This window comes from Kineococcus sp. NBC_00420, assembly GCF_036021035.1.
Taxonomy (GTDB): Bacteria; Actinomycetota; Actinomycetes; order Actinomycetales; family Kineococcaceae; genus Kineococcus.
Genome location: NZ_CP107930.1, coordinates 426,531 through 446,797, shown reverse-complemented (window position 1 = coordinate 446,797; position 20,267 = coordinate 426,531). Strand labels below are relative to the sequence as shown.

14 protein-coding genes are annotated in these 20,267 nt (G+C 67.7%); 3 read left to right on the top strand and 11 right to left on the bottom strand.

Annotated features, from left to right (window positions below; all coding sequences use genetic code 11):
- Positions 1–232 precede the first annotated feature (232 nt).
- Positions 233–1,300, top strand: coding sequence for a hypothetical protein (locus OG218_RS02145; protein ID WP_328291555.1), 1,068 nt, complete (start codon positions 233–235; stop codon positions 1,298–1,300).
- Between the two features lie 179 nt (positions 1,301–1,479).
- Here OG218_RS02145 and OG218_RS02140 read toward each other — a convergent pair whose 3' ends face one another.
- Both OG218_RS02140 and OG218_RS02135 read right to left on the bottom strand, forming a co-directional pair.
- Positions 1,480–1,869 (bottom strand): hypothetical protein, encoded by a 390-nt coding sequence (locus tag OG218_RS02140; RefSeq protein WP_328291554.1) that lies wholly within the window; start codon positions 1,867–1,869, stop codon positions 1,480–1,482.
- A 421-nt stretch (positions 1,870–2,290) separates the two neighbouring features.
- Complete coding sequence (locus OG218_RS02135) at positions 2,291–3,073, bottom strand: DUF6308 family protein (RefSeq protein ID WP_328291553.1); 783 nt, start codon at positions 3,071–3,073, stop codon at positions 2,291–2,293.
- Positions 3,074–4,099: 1,026 nt separating this feature from the next.
- Here OG218_RS02135 and OG218_RS02130 point away from each other — a divergent pair.
- Positions 4,100–11,086, top strand: coding sequence for an RHS repeat-associated core domain-containing protein (locus OG218_RS02130; RefSeq protein WP_328291552.1), 6,987 nt, complete (start codon positions 4,100–4,102; stop codon positions 11,084–11,086).
- Positions 11,087–11,879: 793 nt separating this feature from the next.
- Here the strand turns inward: OG218_RS02130 and OG218_RS02125 are convergent.
- The 9 genes from OG218_RS02125 to OG218_RS02085 form a co-directional block, all read right to left on the bottom strand.
- Entirely contained in the window at positions 11,880–12,977 is a 1,098-nt protein-coding gene (locus OG218_RS02125) for an IS3 family transposase (RefSeq protein WP_328291551.1), read from the bottom strand.
- An 11-nt stretch (positions 12,978–12,988) separates the two neighbouring features.
- On the bottom strand, positions 12,989–14,281 hold the full coding sequence (locus OG218_RS02120) for an ISL3 family transposase (protein ID WP_328291421.1): 1,293 nt from the start codon (positions 14,279–14,281) through the stop codon (positions 12,989–12,991).
- 204 nt (positions 14,282–14,485) lie between these two features.
- Positions 14,486–15,427 (bottom strand): hypothetical protein, encoded by a 942-nt coding sequence (locus OG218_RS02115; protein WP_328291550.1) that lies wholly within the window; start codon positions 15,425–15,427, stop codon positions 14,486–14,488.
- Positions 15,424–16,002 (bottom strand): RNA polymerase sigma factor, encoded by a 579-nt coding sequence (locus OG218_RS02110; RefSeq protein ID WP_328291549.1) that lies wholly within the window; start codon positions 16,000–16,002, stop codon positions 15,424–15,426. Before OG218_RS02110 ends, OG218_RS02115 begins: the two co-directional genes overlap by 4 nt.
- Before the next feature lie 134 nt (positions 16,003–16,136).
- Complete coding sequence (locus tag OG218_RS02105) at positions 16,137–16,325, bottom strand: hypothetical protein (RefSeq protein WP_328291548.1); 189 nt, start codon at positions 16,323–16,325, stop codon at positions 16,137–16,139.
- Between the two features lie 117 nt (positions 16,326–16,442).
- Positions 16,443–17,042 (bottom strand): hypothetical protein, encoded by a 600-nt coding sequence (locus OG218_RS02100; protein ID WP_328291547.1) that lies wholly within the window; start codon positions 17,040–17,042, stop codon positions 16,443–16,445.
- A 239-nt stretch (positions 17,043–17,281) separates the two neighbouring features.
- The gene (locus OG218_RS02095) at positions 17,282–18,133 is read right to left on the bottom strand and encodes a hypothetical protein (protein ID WP_328291546.1); all 852 of its coding nucleotides are present in this window, start codon (positions 18,131–18,133) and stop codon (positions 17,282–17,284) included.
- Positions 18,130–18,720, bottom strand: coding sequence for an RNA polymerase sigma factor (locus OG218_RS02090; protein ID WP_328291545.1), 591 nt, complete (start codon positions 18,718–18,720; stop codon positions 18,130–18,132). Before OG218_RS02090 ends, OG218_RS02095 begins: the two co-directional genes overlap by 4 nt.
- A 791-nt stretch (positions 18,721–19,511) precedes the next feature.
- Positions 19,512–20,114 (bottom strand): hypothetical protein, encoded by a 603-nt coding sequence (locus OG218_RS02085; protein WP_328291544.1) that lies wholly within the window; start codon positions 20,112–20,114, stop codon positions 19,512–19,514.
- On the opposite strand from OG218_RS02085, the gene OG218_RS26520 reads away from it, so the two are divergent.
- Positions 20,004–20,252 (top strand): transposase, encoded by a 249-nt coding sequence (locus tag OG218_RS26520; protein WP_442906351.1) that lies wholly within the window; start codon positions 20,004–20,006, stop codon positions 20,250–20,252. The two genes, OG218_RS02085 and OG218_RS26520, sit on opposite strands and share 111 nt — an antisense overlap.
- Positions 20,253–20,267 lie beyond the last annotated feature (15 nt).

Genomic DNA, 20,267 nt, shown 5'->3' with positions numbered 1-20,267 from the left:
CGGTGCTCGGGGTGGGTGCGACCTCGCAAAGGCTCAGGCCGTCGTGATGGGAAACGCAGCAGCGCCCGCCTCCGAGAGGGAGACGGGCGCTGGATGAGTGGAGCAGAGCGAAAGCCGGGCGCTCGCGAATGGTGGTCAGCGGGCGCGGTACAGCCCCGCCGCGATCGCGCGGGTGTCGCCCCGTGTGCGCGTCACCCCGCGCCGGCGTCTGGGGGCACTAGCCTCCCGTTACGTGATCATGCGATGGAGTCTTCCCGCCGCGGGCGCAGCAGCGCTCACTTTCGTCCTCGTTGGCTGCAGCGCCGGGAATGGCGGTGCTGGGCAGCAGGAGGCGCCATCGGCGGGGTCACCTTCAGGGTCATCAACGGACAACTCCTCCTCGATCGCCTCACTCGACGCGGCAGCCGACACGTCGAGGGCGCCCGTCGACTGGAAGGCGCTGACCTTCTCGGTCGCCAACTGCACACCGCGCGATGAGTGGGTAGACAGGACCGGCGGCGGCCAAGGCTGGGATGAGGTGCAGCCCGCGCTCTCCGAGGCCGACGTCACCGGCGACGGCGCGCCGGAGACCATCGCGGTGGTGCAGTGCCCGGCGTGGACCAGCTCCTGGCCGCAGGTCTTCACCGTCTGGGACACCACCGCGGGCGAGCCCCGCCCGGTCCTGGTCAGCAACGACCTGCACTTCCGCGACGCCGCCTTGGTCCCCGGACAACGCGAGGTGACCATCGCCGGGCCTTACGTGGGGGAGAGCGATGCCAACTGCTGCGCTGGGCACTGGGCGCAGCTGAAGTACCAGTGGTCCAAAGACCGTTTTGAGCCGGTGGAGAACATCTCCATCGTGAACGAGGTGGACCCGGCGTCGGGGGATGGGTCTGGGCAGGCGCCGGCGGTGCAGCTGTCGCGGGAGGCGCTGGCCGAAGGGGTCTCCTACGGCATCGTGCGCGGGACGAGCACCAGCGGGGCGGGGGGTACTGGGCCCGGTGGCGTCGTGGTCGACGTCATCGACTATTTGGAAGGTGAGCAGGCTCAGCAGGCGTGCGCGGCGCAGGATCCCGACGCGCAGGCAGCCGGCATGTGCGAAGACGTTTTCATCCGCAACGACAACCCCATGCTGCGGGCCGCGCCGCTCGCATCGCCGGTCGATGTCCAGGCCTTTGATGAGGATCTCGTGCTGCGCCCGGTGGACCCGGCGCAGCTGGCTTCCGAGAACGTCCCTGGCGGGGCTGTGTCATCTCCGTACTGGGAGATCGAGACCCACGGCGGTCAGGTCACCCGCCTGACGCAGCTGTACATGCCCTGACCGGCGGGTCTGTCGCACGGATTGGCAACAGCTGCCGTGTCCAAACCCCGGTGAGGACAGGGCGGGCTGACGCTGCGGGGCGCCTAATACCTGGGTCTCCCGAGCCGGCGGGCTGAAGGGCAATGTCACGACGCCTGATTGGATCAAGGACCTACCTCGCGCTGGCCAAGGGCATGAGCCTACCTGCACAGGTAGGAAGTCAGCTGTTGGCCGTTGCCAGCCAACACGCCGGGAATCGTCAGCACCCGTCCGGAAGCGTTGATGAGCAAAGTGCCGGTCAGCACACTGCCGTTCCACTGCGCACTGGTGATCTTGGACCTGTCCATCACCTCCAGCGTCTGGAAGATCCACCCCTGCCGGATGAGCAGGACGCGATGGTCAGTGATGACCAGCAGTCCCCGCCCGCGTCCCAGTCCGACCCCGACCACGCCAACGCCCAGTCGCTGCACCCGCTCCTCCGTCGCCAGGAGCTGACTCAGCCTGGTCAGGTCTCGTCGGCGGGGACGCTGGCCCTGCAGTTCGCTCATCACCACAGCGCTGCGCACGTCACTGCGGGACATGACGCTCATGGGCGGCTCCTTCATGAAGGGCCCGGCAGACAGCCGAGACAATGACCGGATGGACAGCTGGATGGGTGGTGATGAGGACGTCGACCCCGCTGGTGCGCGGCTTGAGTGACTAGCAGCAGCCAGCCAGGGAGGGCCGGCGCTTGGGCACCAGGCCCGAACTCCAGCCGCCGGCGTGCCCTGGATGACGTGATCGGCGAACACTGCGATTGGGACGACCCGTACCCCTACCCCGTCCTGTACCGCTGACTGGCCTTCGATCGGAACACCGTGCGCAGCGCACTGCAGGACCGCCTGCGCGAGAAGTGGACCCCACTGGCCAGCGACGGCGATCTGCCCTGTACGAGATGGAATAGCAGTGCGAAGCAGCGGGTGAAGCACTGGTACGCCCCTGACGACCGTGACCTCCTGCCGGCACCCACGATCAGGAACGCTCAAGGCCGCGCACCGAGGTCGGCACGCCGGGGCACCCGGTGGCAAGGTGCTCAGGGTGATGGCGCATCCACACGATGACGTCCAGGACACGCAGCACGCTGACTCCAGCGTCCACGCCGGCTTGCTCGCGCACCGCCGCCAGCCGCCCCGCCAGATCGGCGTCGTGGTCGGCGAAGTGGACGACCAGCCACTCCCACGGGTGCGCAGGGTGGCCGAAGGCGCAGCGCACCACGCGGTCGTAGACCGGCACCAGTGCGGGGCGCTTACGCGCCAGCAGCTTGCTGGCCGTGACCCACTTGATTCCGCGCTGAGCGTTCAGCAAATCCCACGCCTGCCACAGCGCCTGACCTTCCCCCAGGTGCGCGGCCGCGTCGGAATCGGTGATGGCGGCCTGGCGCGGCACCCTCGCCAGCAGCAGCGCGATCTGCTTACCGAGGTCGCCCTCCAGCAGCGGCAGGACGACATCACGGGGAACGCTGACACTGAGCAAGGTGACGGCAACGATGTCGTCACCGTGCAGGCGATCGGCGGTCTCCGGGCGATCCCCACCGCCGGCGAGGGCCTCGAAGCGGGCCCCGGTCCAAGCCGGTGCTCCGGTGCTGGTGCGCTGGGTGAAGTACGCCTCGAGGTGAGCGACAGCATCCGCGTCGTCGACCAGGGCCAGCAGCTGCGCTCGAGACAGCGGCACACGAAGCTCACCGGCGGCAACGCGGACGGTATGGGGGGACATGAGACGACCCTGGCGCTCGCCGGCGTCGGGGTGCTCGTTCACGCGTGGGAGCACCCGCCGCTGGGCAGCGGCCACCGCAGGGCGGGGTCTGGTGCGGCGCGGGTCCGCGGGGGCCGCCCGTGATGCTCCTGACACCGACGACACGCAGCCGTGTCCGCGCCAGCAGGGGCGGTCAAGCCTGGGTGATGTCCGCGGTGGGCCCATAGCACCACGGGGTGGTCCGCGCACGTACCCGTGCACGTATCCGTGGTGGCACCGGGCTGTGCTTGCGGCCGTCAGCGATGGTGGTGAGGAGGAGGTCGTCCCCAGACAGCGTGGCGATGAGGTGCAGCGACGGAAGCACGATCCGACGTTACGGGCGGGACGTTGGCCTGTACGCGTTGCGCGGCGCCAACGAGGCTGAGTAGTCGGTCAGTACCACCCTGCACCCACCCTGCGGTCGGTCGGTATGACATCAGCGATCGCACGAGCACCCCTCAGCTCGACGCTCCGGCCGTCTGACCTCGCAGATTGCTCATCGAGTTGCTAGAAATTTCACAGAAGACTACTACGCAACGCAACGGTGTGCTTACGCTCTGTGCGTGCTCGGTTGATCAGGCTGACATGTCCACAGCCTGGGCGAGCCCTTGAACGGGAAGCAGGTCGCTGTGCACGCTCGTCACGCGTTCAGTTCGATCCGCAGCTGGCGGGCCTGCGGGCTCGTCGGGGGCGCGGTCACCGCCACCGCGACCGCGACCGCCGCCACCACCGCTCTCGCCGCCGCCCTGGCCGGTGTGATGCAGGGGATGCCTGCTGGGCCCACGCCTCACCCGCAGGGGCGAGCTGTGAGCACACCCGGCCTCAACGTCACCGGCGCCACCACAGCGCGTGCCGAGCGAGGTGCTGCGTCAGGGCCAGCCCCGGGGCTGCGCGAGCTATCGAGCTGGCGAGGGAGCTGGGTCCAGCTCCCTCGTCGGAGTGCTGCTCACGGCGCTGATGGCGGGAACGATGACCTGGACCTCCTCGAGCGCCGCCGCTGCCCCTGTTCCGGTTTCTGCTCCTGCTGCTGGCGCCACGGCGCAAGGTCAGGTGACCAGCCAGGCGCAAGCTGCTGTTGCTACCCCCACCAACGTCGTCGCCGCCTCCCACTCCATGGGCCTCGCCGTGAACCTCACCTGGACCGCGGATCCCGCGGCCAGGTCCTACCTGGTGCACCGAGGGAGCACGGCGGCCTTCACCCCCAGCTCGGCAACGGTGCTGCGGCGCGTGAGCCAGCCACGCTTCGTCGACGACGCGGCCACAGCGGGCAAAACGCTGTTCTACCGCATCGTCGCCGTCGATGCCGCAGGTCTCAGCAGCGCCCCCTCGAACGTGGCCTCGGTCAGTAGCCCCGATGGAATGGCCGCGCACCGCAGCAAAGCCGCGACCTGGCTCAGCGGCCAGCAGGAGCAGTCCCAGGGCTTCCGCATGACCTTCGACGCCAACTACCAGGGCTCCAACTACGTGGGGCCGATCAGCGGGCACATCGCCGACATCGACCAGCTCCCCCGAACCTTGACGAAGAACCCGTGGATCAGTTTCACCCAGAATTACCCCGCGAGTTACACCGGCCCCGTCAACGGTCGCTGGGCCAACGTCACCTCCCCGGAGCGCTACGAAGTCCGGGTCTACGCCCACCCCGAGGGCGACATCGAATACCGCCAAGGCACTCAGGGCTTCGCGCTGAACGCGGACGGAACGTGGTCCAGTGGGGCTGTCTCGGTCAACCTGGGAGCCAAGATCGCCCGGGTGGTCCTTCGCGGTGCGGTGGAACCCGCGTGGCCGCAGCGAGTGGCCTACGTGGCGGCCAGCGACTCCAACCTTCCTGCTGAGTCGTTGGACGCCGTCGAGGTCCAGGTGTTCTACCGCACCGACATCGACTACCTGCAGGACACCGTCGCGCTCAGCCCCGACGGCACCTGGATCACCCGCTTCCCCCGCCCCACCAACGGCGCCTTCGTCATCGCCCGACTGGTCAAGAAGTCGACGAAACGGACCATCAGCTCCACCGAGTGGGCCGCGGACACCAGCTACCAGGGTCTGGTCCGCTCCTTCACCATCCCCTTCGACGACCCCGCCTACGGCTACGAAGGGGATGCCACCCAGCGCACCGGCTACCGTCTGGAGCAGCGCAGCTGGATGTATGACGACGCCGTCGCTGTACTGGCGTTCCTGTCCAACGACCAGCCGGAGCGGGCCCGGGCGGTCCTGGCGAACCTGTCGCAGGTGCAGCAGCCCGATGGGTCTCTTCCCTTCTCCGCTGATGTCTATCGCGGCCAGATCTATGAGGTGTACGTCCGCACCGGAGCCCTCGCCTGGGTCGCCACCGCCGCTTTGGCCTACGAGCAGCGCACCGGGGACCCAGCCTTTCGCTACCTCGCCCAGCGCACCGCGGACTACCTCCTCACCCTGCAGGTCAGCGACCCTGCCGACCCGAAGTACGGAGCCATCCGCGGCGGCTGGGGTCGCTACGACGAGAACTACGACTTCATCGAGGGCTACGTCGGCTTCGCCGGTACCGAGCACAACATCGACTCCTACTTCGTACTGCGCGACATCGGCTACACCACGGGCGAGCAGCGCTACCTCGATGCTGCCGAACGGGTCAAGCAGGCGTTGCTCACCAAGTTCTGGAACCCCACCGAGAAGCGCTTCAACCAGGGCATCGACGACCCGGCCAAGGCGCTGGACGCCGGCAGCTGGGGTGGGCTGTTCCTGAGCGCCATCGGTCGCGAGGACATGGCCCGTGATTCCCTCGCCTTCAGTGAGCAGTTCCGCGTGGAGGACGCCACGATCGAGAAGTGCTCGCAGGCGGAGTGCTACAACCAGACCTACTCCAGTGCCGGGCCCATCGACGGCTACCGGCCCTATCTGGAAACCACCGGGAACTACGCCGGTGCGCCCGCCACCGTCTGGGCCGAAGGGACCTGGGGTCAGCTGCTGCTGCGGCTGCGACTGGGGCAGGACATCACGGCGGACTTGCAGTCCATGCAGCGTCTGCAGGACGCCGATCCTCGCGGTGGATACCTACAGGTGACCCGCGGCGCGGCGTCCCTGCCGTACGAGTTCCACGCCTGGCCGGCGGTCGGCGGTACCGGGTGGGCTGCGATGGTCATGAGCGACCCGAGCTTCTTCTGGATGCCGGACAAGTGGGTGGATGAGCGACCCGCAGGCGTCGGCCCGACCGGCCCAGTCGGCCCCACCGAGCCGGGGGAGACCACCGGCGGCAACCCCGCCCAGAACTGCACCCAGTCCTGTGCGGCGGACCCGATCAACACCGCCACCGGTGAGTTCTTCCTCGGCGCGACCGACCTGAGCGTGATCGGGCGCGGCCTGCCGTTGAGCGCGGCCCGGACGTATTCCACCAACCGTGCCGCCCAGGACGGGCGTTTCGGCTATGGCTGGAACGACAACCTCAACATCGGCCTGCGGATCAACACCAACGCCACCAACGCTACCAACACTGCCAACCCGGCCAACCCTGGAGCAGGAACCGCTGCCACCCTGGCCAGCGCCTCACTGGTCGACGTCATCCAGGAGACCGGCGCGGTGCTCACCTTCGCCCGCGACGGCCGCGGCGGGTTCATCGCTCCTCGACGCACCCTGGCCAGCCTGACCCGCAACAGCGACGGCACCTACACCTTCATCCGCCGTCAGCAGACCACGATGAAGTTCAGCGCTGAGGGCCGGTTGATCTCGATCACCGACCCCCACGCCAACACCATCACCCCCAGCTACGACACCGCCGGGGTCCTGCAGAAGGTCACCGCGGCCTCGGGGCGCACCTTCACCTTCACCTACACCGGCACCCGGATCACCAAGGTCAGCGACGCCGCCGGTCGCGGTGTCTCCTACGCCTACAGCAGCGCCGGGGACCTGACCTCGGTCACCGCTGCTGACGGCGCGATCACCAGCTACGCCTACGACAGCGCCCACCGGTTGACGTCCATGACCAGCCCGGCCGGGTTGGTGACGACCAATACCTATGACAGTTCCGGGCGGGTCACCCAGCAGACCCAGACGGTTTCGGCCACCCAGACCCGGGCCACGACGTTCGCCTACAGCACCGCTGGCGGAACGGGTACTGGCGGAACGGGTACTGCTGGCGGAACGGGCGGGGCTGTCAGCGATGGAAGCACCACGATCACCGACGCCAACGGCATCAAGACGGTGGAGACCTACACCGACGCCATGTTGAGCGCCAAGACCGTGGCGGCAGGCACCGCGGTGGAAGCCACCTGGCGCTACACCTACACCGCGGCGTTGAACCTCGCCACGGTTACCGACCCGCTGGGACGCATCACTTCCAGCGCTGATGACGTCAACGGCAACGTCATCCGCCGCAGCGACCCGTCGGGGAAGACCACCAGCTACACCTACGACGCCCTGGCCAATCTGACCTCCAGTACCGACGCCGCCGGCAAGACCACCACGTTGACCTACGACGCCACCAGCAACCCGCTGACCAGCACCGACCCCACCGGGGCGGTCACCACCAACACCTACAACCCTGATGGGACCCTGGCCACCAGTACCGAAGCTCTGGGTGCGAAAACCACCTTCGCCTACACCGGCGCCGGGGACCTGGCCCAGGTCAGCGCACCCACCGGCGCCGTCACCGCCTACGCCTACGACGGCGCCGGCCGGATGACCGGCACGACTAGCCCCACCGGCCGCGTCAGCACCACCACTTTGGATGCTGCCGGCCGGCCGGTGAAGGTCACCGCCGCCGACGGCGGCATCACCAGCTACACCTACAACGGCGACGGGTACCTCACCTCCCGCACCGACGCCCTGGGCCGGGTCGACACCATCACCTACTCCCTGACCGGGGAAGTACTCACCGCGACCGACGCCCTGGGCAAGGTCGCCACCTACGGCTACGACGCCGCCGGGCGCAACACCACGATCAAGGACGCCAACGCCTCGACGACTACCCTGACCTACGACGGCGCCGGGCAGGTCACCAGCACCAAGGACCCCCTGAACCGGATCACCACCTTCAGCTACGACCAGGCCGGGCAGCGCACCACCGTCACGTTGCCGTCCATGGCGGCCACCACGACCAGCTACAACCCTGATGGAACCGTGGCCAGCGTGAGCGACCCGCTCAAGCGGGTCACCACCTACGCCTACGACGCGGTGGGGCGGCCCGCGGCCACCACCGACGCGCTGAAGCGGACCTCCAGCGTGAACTACGACGCGCTGGGACGGACGGTGGCGACCGTGGCCGCTGACGGCACCCGCCAGTCCTGGACCTACGACAAGGTCGGCAACCAGCTCAGCTTCATCGACGCCGCCGGCCGCACCAGCGCCTACACCTACGACAACGGCAACCGCCGCATCAGCGCGACCGTCCCCGGGGCCGGTAAGACCACCTACGCCTGGACCCTCGAGGACGAACTGGCCACCGTCACTACTGCCGCCGGGACCGGAGCCACCAACAGCTACGACACTCTGGGGCGCGTCACCAAGATCGATTACACGGCTACCACACCGGATGTCACCTACGCCTACGACAAAGCTGGTCAGCGCACCGGCATGGTCGATGGCAGCGGCACGACCAGCTACACCTACGACAAGACCGGCAACATCGTGACCACCGCCGCACCGGCCGGCACCACCACCTACACCTACGACGCGCTCGGCCAGCAGACCTCCATCGCCTACCCCGACCTGCGCAAGGCCACCTACACCTACGACGCCGCCGGGCAGATGACCAAGGTGTCCATCCCCACCGGGGCCGCCGCGGGCAGCACCGCCCCCACCGGTACGGCCGCGGTCGCTTCGCTCGCCTATACCGCCGACGGGCAGATCGCGTCGCTGACCAACGCCAAGACCGGCGCCTTCCGCAGCTACGACGCGGCCGGTCTGCTCACCGGCATCACGGTCTCCCCGGTCGCCACCTCCACCGCCGGGGTGATCACCGCGACCGGCACGGCGTTGGCGACGTACGGCTACACCTACGACGGCGCCGCCCAGCTCGCCGCCCAGACCACCTCGGGTGGGGTGGACACTTCCCGCTCCTACGGGTTCAACGCCCGCGGGCAGTTGGAGAAGCTCACCAACACCGCCACCGGCACGGGAACCCCCGCCAGCACCGCTACCCCTAGCGGGGTGTACGCCTACGACCCGGTCGGCAACGTCACCGCCACCCCGGCCGGGGACACCCTGCAGTACTCCGCTACCGGTCTGCTGACCGTCCGCGTTCCCCGCGCCGGGCCGCAGACCAGCTACACCTACTCCACCGTCGGCAACCGCACTGCGGCCGCCACCGCAGCCACCTCCACCACGGCGGCCTCGACCAGCAGCTACGTCTACGACGCCGCCGACCGCCTCACCACCGCCACTCTTCCTGCGGCGAAGGTCGGCTACACCTACAACGGCGACGGCCTGCGCGTCGCTCGTGCCCGCACCGCTACTGGCTCCACCACCACAGCCACCGAGAAGTACGTCTGGGACACCACCGGCGGGCTCCCGCTCATGCTCGCCGACGCCACCGTGGACTACGTCTACGGCCCCACCGCCAGCCCTATCGCGGAGATCAACCGCTCCAGCGGCGCGATCACCTGGCTGCACACCGACCTCACCGGCTCTGTCACCACCCTCACCAACGCCGCCGGCACCGTCACCGGCCGCGCCGCCTATGGCCCCTACGGCGCCCGTGAGACCAGCACCGGGACACTGTCGCGGTTCGGGTACGCCGGGGAGTACACCGACCTTGACACCGGCTTCGTTTACCTCCGGGCCCGCGACTACGACCCGCTCACCGCGGCGTTCCTCACCCGCGACCCGCTGGAGAACCTCACCGGCGACGTCTACGGCTACGCCTCCGGCAATCCCCTGCAGAACAGCGACCCCCTGGGCCTGTTCAGCCTCGGTCAGGCCTACAACAGCCTGCTGCTTTCCGGCCCCGCCGATCAGCTCGAGATGGTGTTCACCACCGGCTGGACCGGAACGGCGACCACCGCCGTCATTGGCTTCGGTGACGGCGCTTCCGGGGGGTTGAGCAATCTCATCCGCGATGCGATCTCACCCGGCGCCTCCTGCTACGTCGACTCCGGCTCCTTCGCCTACGCCGGCGGCAACATCGCCGGGCAGATCGCCGCGGCCGTCGTCACCGACGGTGCTGGCAGCGTGGTGAAGACCGGAGCTAGTACCGGTGCTCGAGCTGGTGCCCGGGCGGGAGCGCGGGGCGGGGAGGACGTTGCAGCCAGCAGTGAGACGGGGAACCTGGCGGGCTGTGTTCTGCGTAATAGTTTCACTCCCGACACCCTCGTCTTGATGGGTGATGGGACCCGCAAGCCCATCGGTGACATCGAAATCGGTGACATCGTCACCGCCACCGACCCCACCATCGGGGAGACCTCGTCTCGTGAGGTGACCGCGGTCCACGTCAACAACGACGCGGAGTTCACCGACCTCACCATCACGCAACCTGACGGCACCCAAGCGGTGGTGCACACCACGCAGCACCACCAGTTCTACAACGCCACCACGCGCACCTGGACGGACGCCTCCCAGTTGCTGGTCGGGCAGCAGTTGCGCACCGACACCGGCGCCACCGTCACCTTGGCCGCGACCCGCTCTTTCATCGGCGCCGAGGTCATGGACAACCTCACCGTCGAAGGCGTCCACACCTTCTACGTCTACGCCGGCAACACCCCCATCCTCGTGCACAACACCAACTGTGGCGGCGCCGACTTCATCGCCAGCGCTAGCGGAGTAGTCGTGCCGACCAGCGCATCCCGGCTGGGAAGTGGTCTGCAGAGGGCAGTGGATGCTGGAACGCCAGGGTTCAGCTCGTATCCAACTAAGTCTCTGGGCGCCGGGTACCGGCTGCCTGACGGCAGTAGCATCCGCATCATGGATCCGCAGAAAAATGGCGCGGGACTGCGCGCCTCTTTCGAAAATGGCAACGGCGGAAGAGTGAGTCCCTTTACCGGAACGACGCCCAATCCGCCCAGGGGGACACCTAGGGGGGCGGCAACTCGTCAATACGTCAACGAGCGCACTCACATCGAATTGATGCAGTAATGAGTAACTTACTGAAGGAAATTCGGGATTTGCTCCCCCTGCATGTCGAACACGCGAATGTCGATGAGGCAGGGCCTTACCTTCAAGGTCGCGACTGGCAACTACGCATAAACGGGTCGTGGCGTCTCACGCCACCAAGTTCGGCCATTGATGCAGCAGGCGGTGATTCTGTAGAACGACCGGTGGCGCCACTCGTAGACGATGATCTAGTGTATGTCCAGTTCGTCAAACGTGAACTAGAGTTCGATGTAATCTTTGAGACGCAAAACGGTTGGACACTGGAACTCGTGAGCGAAGAAACCTACGGCCAGTGGTTGTTGACTCTATGGGACCGTCAGGATCAGAGTCGTATCCCACTATTCAGCCTAGAAGGTCCAATCAGCTATGAGGTTGCTTGCATAAATGGATAGTGAGCTTACCGTGAGACTTTGTCGGTAGCGGATCCTTCGGCTTCCCTGCGCAACAGCTTCACCGCCGACACTAAGGTTTTCTCGGAGCGACTAGCTGCTACAGGCTCCTCGTTCCTCACACACCTTCCCCGTTGATTCTGTCCTGATGGGGGCCCTGCGACAGCCACACCACACAGCACCACCCCTTACAACGCCACCACCCGCACCTCCACCGACGTTGTTACCTGCAAGTCGGATGACGTCCCGCGGAGTGGTGTAACTCCTCGCGCGTGAAGCGCTGAGTTTCGGACTATGCCGTGAGCGCGGTACCCGTGTCGAGCGTGGACTCGGTGTCGACGTCCGCGCGCAGCGGAACCCGTCAAGCTCGGTGAGACACGGGCTGTCTACGCGCTCTGTATCTGAGCCTCTCGGCTGGGTTCGTTGATCCACGCCGCACTTGGCAAGGCCGGCGGTTTCGGGTGGCGGGCGCCGAACCGTTCAGGGTGCGCGGCGTAGGCCGCGTCCAGGGTGATCTGGCGGGCGGCTTGGATCTGCCTGGCGGTCCCGTAGTGCACCGAGGCCGGGGTGTGCAGGCCGATCCCGGAGTGGCGGTGGACGTAGTTGTAGTGCTTGAAGAACTGTTCGCAGAACTCCCGCGCGTGCTCGAGCGTCCTGAATCGGTCTGGGAAGGCCGGGGCGTACTTCAACGTCTTGAACTGCGCCTCGCTGTACGGATTGTCGTTCGACACCTGCGGCCGCGAATGCGACCGCGTGACACCCAGATCGACCAACAACTGAGCGACGGGCTTGGAAGTCATCGACGTGCCCCGGTCAGCGTGGACGACGTCGGGAATCTGGTGGCGCCCCATGGCCTGCTCGAGCATGTCCTGGGCCAGACCTGCGTCTTCTCGAGTCTCCACCCGCCAGGCGACGACGAAGCGTGAGTAGATGTCGATGACGACGTACAACTCGTAGTAGACGCCCCGGGCCGGGCCGCGGAGTTTGGTGATGTCCCAGGTCCAGACCTGCCCAACACCGGCGGCGACCAGTTCGGGTTTTACCTTCGCTGAATGCGTGGCCTGGGCGCGGCGGTCACCGGCCAACCCATTGCGCCGCAGCAGGCGATGAATCGTGGATTGCGAGCACAGGTAGGTGCCCTCGTCCAGCAGCATCGCCCAAATCTGCGCGACGGACTTATCCACGAATCGCTCGCAAGTCACCAAATCAACTACCTGCTGCTCCTCGACCGCGCTCAGCGCACTGGCCGGTCGGGGACGTCGCCGGGCCGGTCCCAGGCGCGGTGATCGGCGGGTTCGGTAGTGCGAGGCGCGGGCCCGACCCAGCAGTGCGCATGCGCGTCGCACTCCACCGAGACGGCCCGCGAGATGGCTGGCGAGGTCGTCGATGGCGGGGTTGATCACCGCTTCGGCGGCTCGGGCGTACCCGTGCTCTCGGAGAGTTTCTCCAAGAGCTCGTGTGCTTTTCCGGCTCTCCTGACACATGTGTGAAGCCGTCACCGGCCTCCCCGCCCCGGTAGCGGCGGGCAGAACCCACCCAACGCCAGCATCGCCAACCCCACCAACGGTGCCGAAGAGTGGAACCCGAACGCCACCCGCGTCAGGACCCGGATCTTCGTGTTCATCGACTCCACCAACCCATTCGAGAGGCCATGCTCGAACGTCGCCTCGATCGCCGGCCGGTGCCTGATGATGTTGCGCGAGAGAGCCACAAACGCCGGGATCCGACACCGCCGGGCCCACCCGATCCACCGATCCAACGCCTGGCTCGCCGCGCCCGGACCGTCCTGACGGGCGATCCGGAAAACCATCCGCAGACCCTCCTTCAACAGGTACGCCCGATGCAGGCGCGGATCCGTCCGCGCGATCCATCCCAACTGCGCCGCCTGGTTCTCGCTCAAGTCTTCAGGGTTCCTCCACAACGCCCACCGCGCCCCCTTCAACGACCGCGCACCCCCGGTCGCCGCCGGCGCTCTACCCAGCGATCGGTCACGACCAACCGCGCCTCGAGCCCGGTTCCACGAACCCCGACGCTCCTCGTCCAACGCCTTGCTCGCCCACTGCACGACATGGAACGGATCAGCACAGCGCACCGCGTTCGCACACCGCTGCGCCACAACCGTCGCGATCCAGTTCGCACCGTCGGCGGAGACGTGCGTGATCGACGCCGACCGCTCGGGACCGAGTGCGTCGAAGAACCCCCGCAGCGTCTCCTTGTCCCGACCCGGCGCGGCCCACACCAACCGCCCGGTGTCGTGATCCACCACGACGGTCAGGTACTTGTGGCCGCGTTTGTAGGAGATCTCATCGATGCCGATCCGCGCCAGCCCCGCGAACCGGTCCGCCCCTGTCAATGCGCCCGCCGTGACCCGCTCGACGATCACCCCAACCGTCCGCCACGCCACCCGCATCAACTGCGCCACAGCTGATCGGGACGTGTGAACCGCCAGCCACGCGACCTGCTCGTCAAAGGCGAGAGTGTGACCGGCGTCGTGACGAGCCCACGGCACGGCAGCCACCACCACTCCATGCCTTCGGCACTGGACCCGCGGCGCTGCCGCTTGGACGAACGCGCGCACACTGCCCACGTCCAGCGCCCGCCACCGCCGGACTCCGCGCCCGGCATCGAAGCGGCGGCACGGCCGCCGACACCGCCCGCACCGGTTAGCGGCGCGCTTAGGCACCCGCACCGACACGACGAGCACCCCGGCGTCCTCGTCGAGCTCGACGTCTTCGACGACGGCCTGCTGCAGTCCGAGCAGCTCAACCCATATCCTGGCTCCGCGCACGCCGTTCTCCCGTGGTGACGATCATGATCTCGACAATCAGGACCGTAGCCACCAGGACGGCGTGCGCCCTGCATCTCAGCTGCTCAGAGGCGTCGGGACAGCCAATCTGAGCTCATACATGTGTCACAAGAGCCCTAAAAAGCGTGACGTCACCAGCCGCCCGCGACGGCGCACAACGCGGGATGACCGCGCGGTTCGAGGGCGTCACCACACGACGTGACTCGTTTCGTCGGTGACTTCGATCTGCGCTCTGCCGGGCTGTGCGCCGAGGTCGGCGGCGTCCAGGCACCGCTCAACAGCCTCGACCCCAGGTTCGTCCTGTGCGGCAGTGGCTTCGCCGGTCGTGGCCTGATCTCTGATGCTGGTGCTCGCTGTGCCGGCGCCGATGCGGATGACCCCCAAATCGATCCAGCTCGACGTCACCAAACCGCAGTCGTCGAGGGCGGTGTCCATGCGCTGCCACAGCACCTGCATCTGCAGCTCCGAAAACGCAACGGTCTCTAGCTGGACCCGCCCGGCGAGAACTCCCAGCGGTGCTCCGGCCAGCGGATCGGGGCCAGCAGCGTCGGTGAGGGCGACGACGGCGTCGAACTGCGGCTCGTGGGCCACGCGCAGTTGCCCGTAGGCGTCGGGGTAGGTGCACCGCAGCCACGCGTCTAGGACGGAGGCCTGCTGCTCGCTCTGCGCTCGTCGGACGGCCTCTTCCAGAGAGAGCCCTTGGGAAAGTCGCTGCCCTTCGTCGACGGCATCAGGTCCCAGGGCGGGGAGGTCGGTGACGGCGGGGCACTGGCCGGCCACCTGCGCGCGGGCGGAAACGGTGGCCTCGGCATCGGCCCTCTCGGCGGCCTCGGCTGAGGTGGTGGGTGCTGCAGCGGGGACCACTCGGACACTGGAACCGCTCCCACCCAGGTGCGACCAGCCCACCCCCGCCGCCACGACCGCGCACGCTGCGCCGGCGCTGAAGAGGCCGACCCGAATTCGGCGGTGGCGACGCTCGTCGGTGTGCAGGCGCTGCTGCAGACGCGCCCAGTCCCCAGCCCCGGCCACCGGCTGCTGGTCGCGCCGGTAGGCGGTGTCGGCGGCGACGGCGTCCAGGTGCTCCTGCAGTTGTGCTGCGCGCTCGGGGGTCTTGTCGGGAGTGGTCATGCCAGGTCCTCCAGGCGGGTCGCCAAAGTGCGCTGAGCGCGGGAGATGTCGGACTTCGCCGTCCCCACCGGTATCTGCAGGGCCTCAGCGACTTCGGCGACGGGCAGGTCCATCCAGTACCGCAGGATCAGCGCGTGGCGTTGGCGGCGCGGCAGGCGCTGCACGGCGGCGAGGAGGTGGTCGACGCGTTCAGCGGCCAGGGCGCTGTCCTCAGCGGAGGCATGGACGCGGGTGGCGTCACCGGGGGTGCGGTGCACCACCCGCAGGTGACGCAGGCGGGAGGTGGTCAGGTTTGCGGTGGTGCGGCGCAGGTAGGCCAGGGCCGAGTTCGACTCGTGCAGGCGGTGGTGGTGGCGGTGTAGGCGCACGAAGGCTTCCTGGGCGATGTCTTCGGGGTCGTCGGCGCCGAGGAGGCGGGCGAGGCGGACAGTGGGGTGGAAGTGCTGCTCGAACAGCGTCTGGTAGCCGGCGTCGTCGGTGACACCACCGGTGCCCCAACCCGCTGCCGTGCCAGCGAACGACCTTGCGGGCCTGTCGCTGCGGGCGCGCCTGCTGGCGACGTCGTCGGCTCTCACACTGCTTAGACGCCTCACAGCACCGAACGTTGCACGCGGGGTGGGTTCGGTGTCGGTGGCGGCGGGCGGCGCCCGTGTCGAGACCGGTGCAGGACTCCTCACCGCGACCGGATGGCGGGACGACCGTGCGGTTCTCAAGGCGTGTGCCGGGCCCGCTCACGCCGGATGCGGACGACGCGCCGGACCAGCACCAGAACCTGCAAGGCGATCAGCACGAACCCAAGGGTGACCAGCCATCGACTGACGTCGCTATCCAGCACTACGAGGGTGAAGAAGACCCAGGCAGACAGCTGCACGCAGTCCTGGATGACCTCGCGGCGCACACCAACCTCCATGATCGGGTTTCGTTGGCGAGCGTGGCACCGTTGGACCCTGAGCCAGGTACTTCCGACCCGAATACCCCCGGATGGCGGGATGACCGTGAAGTTGAGGTGCTCGAGTCAGTAGTGCGGCAGTCCCTTTTCTGGGACGTCGTCAGCGCACGCCACCCGCTGGTGCTGAACGACGTAGGCCGCGGGCTCGACGTGCAGTCGCAAGCAGGTGCGGCCCCACTCGGAGCTGTTGACGAAGCTGGTGTCCTGGGAGAGCAGGTAAACGGCGAGGACGAAGGTGGCCTCCGCCGGCGAGGTCGAGCCACCGGCAGTCGGGCCACCGGCAGTCGGGACGTCGCTGCTGAGCACCCGCCACGACTCCTTGGACCGGCCCTTCCAGTACGTGGCCGGCGGTTCTTGCAGCCAGTCTCGGATGTCGTCGACACGGAGGGGTGTCACTGCTGCGCCGTCGGGATCGAGCTCTCCAGGGATGCGCCCGGTCTGGACGTAGTCCTGCACGTCGTCGACGACTCGCTGCGCGGCGCCTTGGGCCAGTTCGTCGGCGCCAGACAGGGGGGCCGCGGCGGGCTCGTCGCGCACCGCGAAAGCAGCGCCCACCAGGACCAGGGCCGCTACCGCTGACAGGGCGAGGCGAGCACGTAGTGCGGGCCGGGCGCGCAGCGGCGAGTGAGCAGTGACCTGCGGCCCGTCCACGCTGCGACCAGTCACGGTCGCAGCACCTGAATCGTGATCATCTGGCGAGTCTTCCAGGAGGGTGTGGGGTTTTCAGGCCCCTGCGTGAACCATCCCTGAGACCACCACACCGTGGTATTGGGGATGGAGGTCTTGGGTGGTGTGAGGGCTTGGGCGGATGATCGCCCTGCTTCATCTCGCTCCCAGCGATTTCAATATGCGCGCGACGTCGTCGACGGCCGCAGCCCCGGACCGCGGTACGACCATGTGCTGGGTCAGCCGGTCTGAAATTCACCGATGACGGTGACCCCGTCGGAGGTGTAGACGGGGATGGTGTGCGCTGCAGGTGGGTTGGACTTCTGCCAGGCCAGGGCATCGGCGGGTGAGGTGAAGGTTGGTTGGGGGTTGAGGTCGGTGTTGTAGGCGTATCCCTGTTGGCCGTTGCTGGCCACTACTGCGACCAGGTCGGGTTCGCATCCGTCGACCTGTACGACGAATTGACCCCCGCAGTCCTTGGTAACGCCGTAGGTGTCGCCGTTGGCGTTGGTGGCCCAGTCGGTGGGGGTGTGGGTGGAGTAGGTGCTGGTCAGCGACCAGCGGGTGCCAGCGGCCGCGGTGATCTGGGTGGACGTCTGGCCTGGTTTCAAGGCCAGGGTGTAGCCAGCACCGCCCGCTCCACCTTCTCGCGCGACGTCTTCAGCTGAGCACGTCATGCCCGCCCCGTCCGCGAAGGAGAAACCACCCGGGCTCAGGCAGGTCAAGACCAGTTCGACGCTGGTGGTGCCTGCGGGTCGATCTCCGAGGTCGACGGTGGCGGGGCCGGTGTGGACGACGGTGCTGGCCGGTCCGTGCAGGACGACCTGGTCGGCCCCGGGTAGGGGCAGGGCGCCGGTGGCGACCGCGGCCCCGCCGCCCCCGAGGCCCACGAGCAGGACTGCGCTGAGGGTGAGCGTGCGCCGCCGCGTCCAGCGCCGGGTCCGTCGCCGTGTCCAGCGCTGTGTCCATCGGCGGGGCGGCCGGGGCGCTGGTGTGGTGTCGACAGTGCGGACGAGCTCCTTGCGCAGGGCGTCGCGGAAGACGGGATCCAGCGGCAAGTCCAGGGAAGAGTTCAGCTGCGGATCGCTCATGAGTGCTGCCCTTCAGACGCGGGATGGAGGTGAGCGGGAGAGGGGGGATCGCCAAGGGCGGCCCGCAGTCGGGCGTTAGCGCGGTGCATGCGGGTCTTGGCCGCTCCGGGGGTGAGACCCAGGACGGTCGCGGCGTCGGTGAGGGTGACGTCTTCGAGGACGACGAGGCTGATGAGCTGCTGGTCGATCGGGCGCAGGGTGGCCAAGGCCGCGTTCAACTGCCCATCGAGGCTGAGAGGTCCGGACAGGGCGGTCTCGGCGGCGTCGGGCACGGTGGCCTCGCGCGGTAGGCGTTGTAGGAAGTCGCGATAGCGGCGGGCGCCGCGGTGGGTGTTGCGGGCGAGGTTGGTGGTGGTGACCAGCAGCCAGGGCAGGACGGAGGCGTTGACCAGGCGCACGTGGTCACGGCGGCGCCAGGCTTCGAGGAAGGTCGAGGCGGTGACGTCTTCGGCGTCTGCGCGCGAAGTCAGCAGGCGGGTGGCGTGGCGGTGGACCCGGGGGTGGTGACGGTCGAAGAGGACGCCGAAGGCATCACCGTCGCCGTTACGGGCGGCGGCCCACAAGGTGTCCTCGGTGCGGGTGTCCACACTGCCTAGTGTCCGCAGGGGTGCCGGTGGTTACACCAGGCTCCGAACGGTGGTGGGGCTTGCTCTTCCTGGTGAGCTGTGGCGTCTAGAACGTTCTGGCCAGCGGGGTGACCGTGAGATCGTCGGAGGCGATCAAGCGGGCTGGAGCACTCTTGGGGGACGAAGTGGGCGGTCATGGCGGGTCCATCCCGGGCTGGCTGGGGGTCGTGCTGGTGGCCGTCGTCATCGTGGTGGGCGTCCTGATCGAACGCTCTCGCCGTCGGAAGTAGGCCACCCCTGACCTTGGTCACGTTGCGGCCTGGCGGCTACCGCCCGCATGGACGGCGGGATGACCATGCGCTTCACGCGCATCGCGAAATGATCGTGCGTTAGTGGCCCCATCCGGAGTACGCCGCTGCCTCTGCGGCGAGCTCTAAATGGGGTCCAGCAGTAGCCTGCGGGTCTCGTGATCTCTGGAGGACTACGTGGACCCGACCAGCGGCGGTGGGTCGTTTGGCGCCATTGCCTTCATCGTGGTCCTGGTGATCATCCTTGCAGGAGCCGCAGCGCGCTTCGCTCGGCGCAAGAAGTGAGGTGCGGTAGCTGATGCCTTGGGATCCCTCTCCCGGAGGCGGTTGGAGTCCTACAAGCCGCACCGGCAAGATCATCATGTTCGGCACCTTCGGTGTCGCCTTCGTGACCGCCGCTTGCTTCAAACTTTTCTGAGCGCCCGCGCGCACTGCGGGATGACCGTGCGCCTGCGCGTTGTAGAGCGCATGTACGCACCGCCCTCGGGGGCGGTGCAGTGAGGCCTAGCGAGACGGGGGCTGAGTGGCTGACCGGTGGTACTGCTCAGCGATGCGCGCGTGCTGGCGGATCACTACGTCAGGGGCAGCTGGAGCCGGCCACAGCTGCAGCAGGTACCTGTCGCGGGCTGGCTCGCCGGACAGTCGAGTGAGGTCGTGAGCTTCGTCCATGCCGTTGGCCGACCAACGGACGCGATAGGTCCCGGCATCTGGTGTCTCCAGCTCCTGCCACCAGTTGAAGGTGCTGAGCCAGTACGGGCCGGGCTCGGTGACCAAGGTGGCTTCGACGACCTCCTCCCAGTCAAGGTCCACGGTTGGGGCTTTCTCGTGTAACTCCATACGCAGGGGGACGTCGCCGGTGTGCAGGCCGGTGAACAGGTGCAGTCGTCCGGGGAAGGCTGCTCCGCACAGGCCGTTGGCCTGACCGCGGACGGCTGGACCGTTCCCGGTTCGGTGGACACTCGGATTGGCTGCCTGACATGAAAGCAGGCACCAACAATGGGTTCGACCCGCCGGCACTTCACCGATGAGTACAAGACTCAAGCGATAGCCTGCGTCCTGGACGACCACCGATCCATCGCCGAGGTCGCCCGCAACATCGGCGTACACGAGATGACGTTAGGCAAGTGGGTGAAGAAAGAACGCGACTCCCGCCAGGGCGAGACGACCCAGCCGCCACTGGACGAAGGAGAACGCCGAACTCGAACGCCTCCGCGCAGAGAATCGGCAACTGCGGATGGAAGCTGAGTTCGCAAAAAAAGT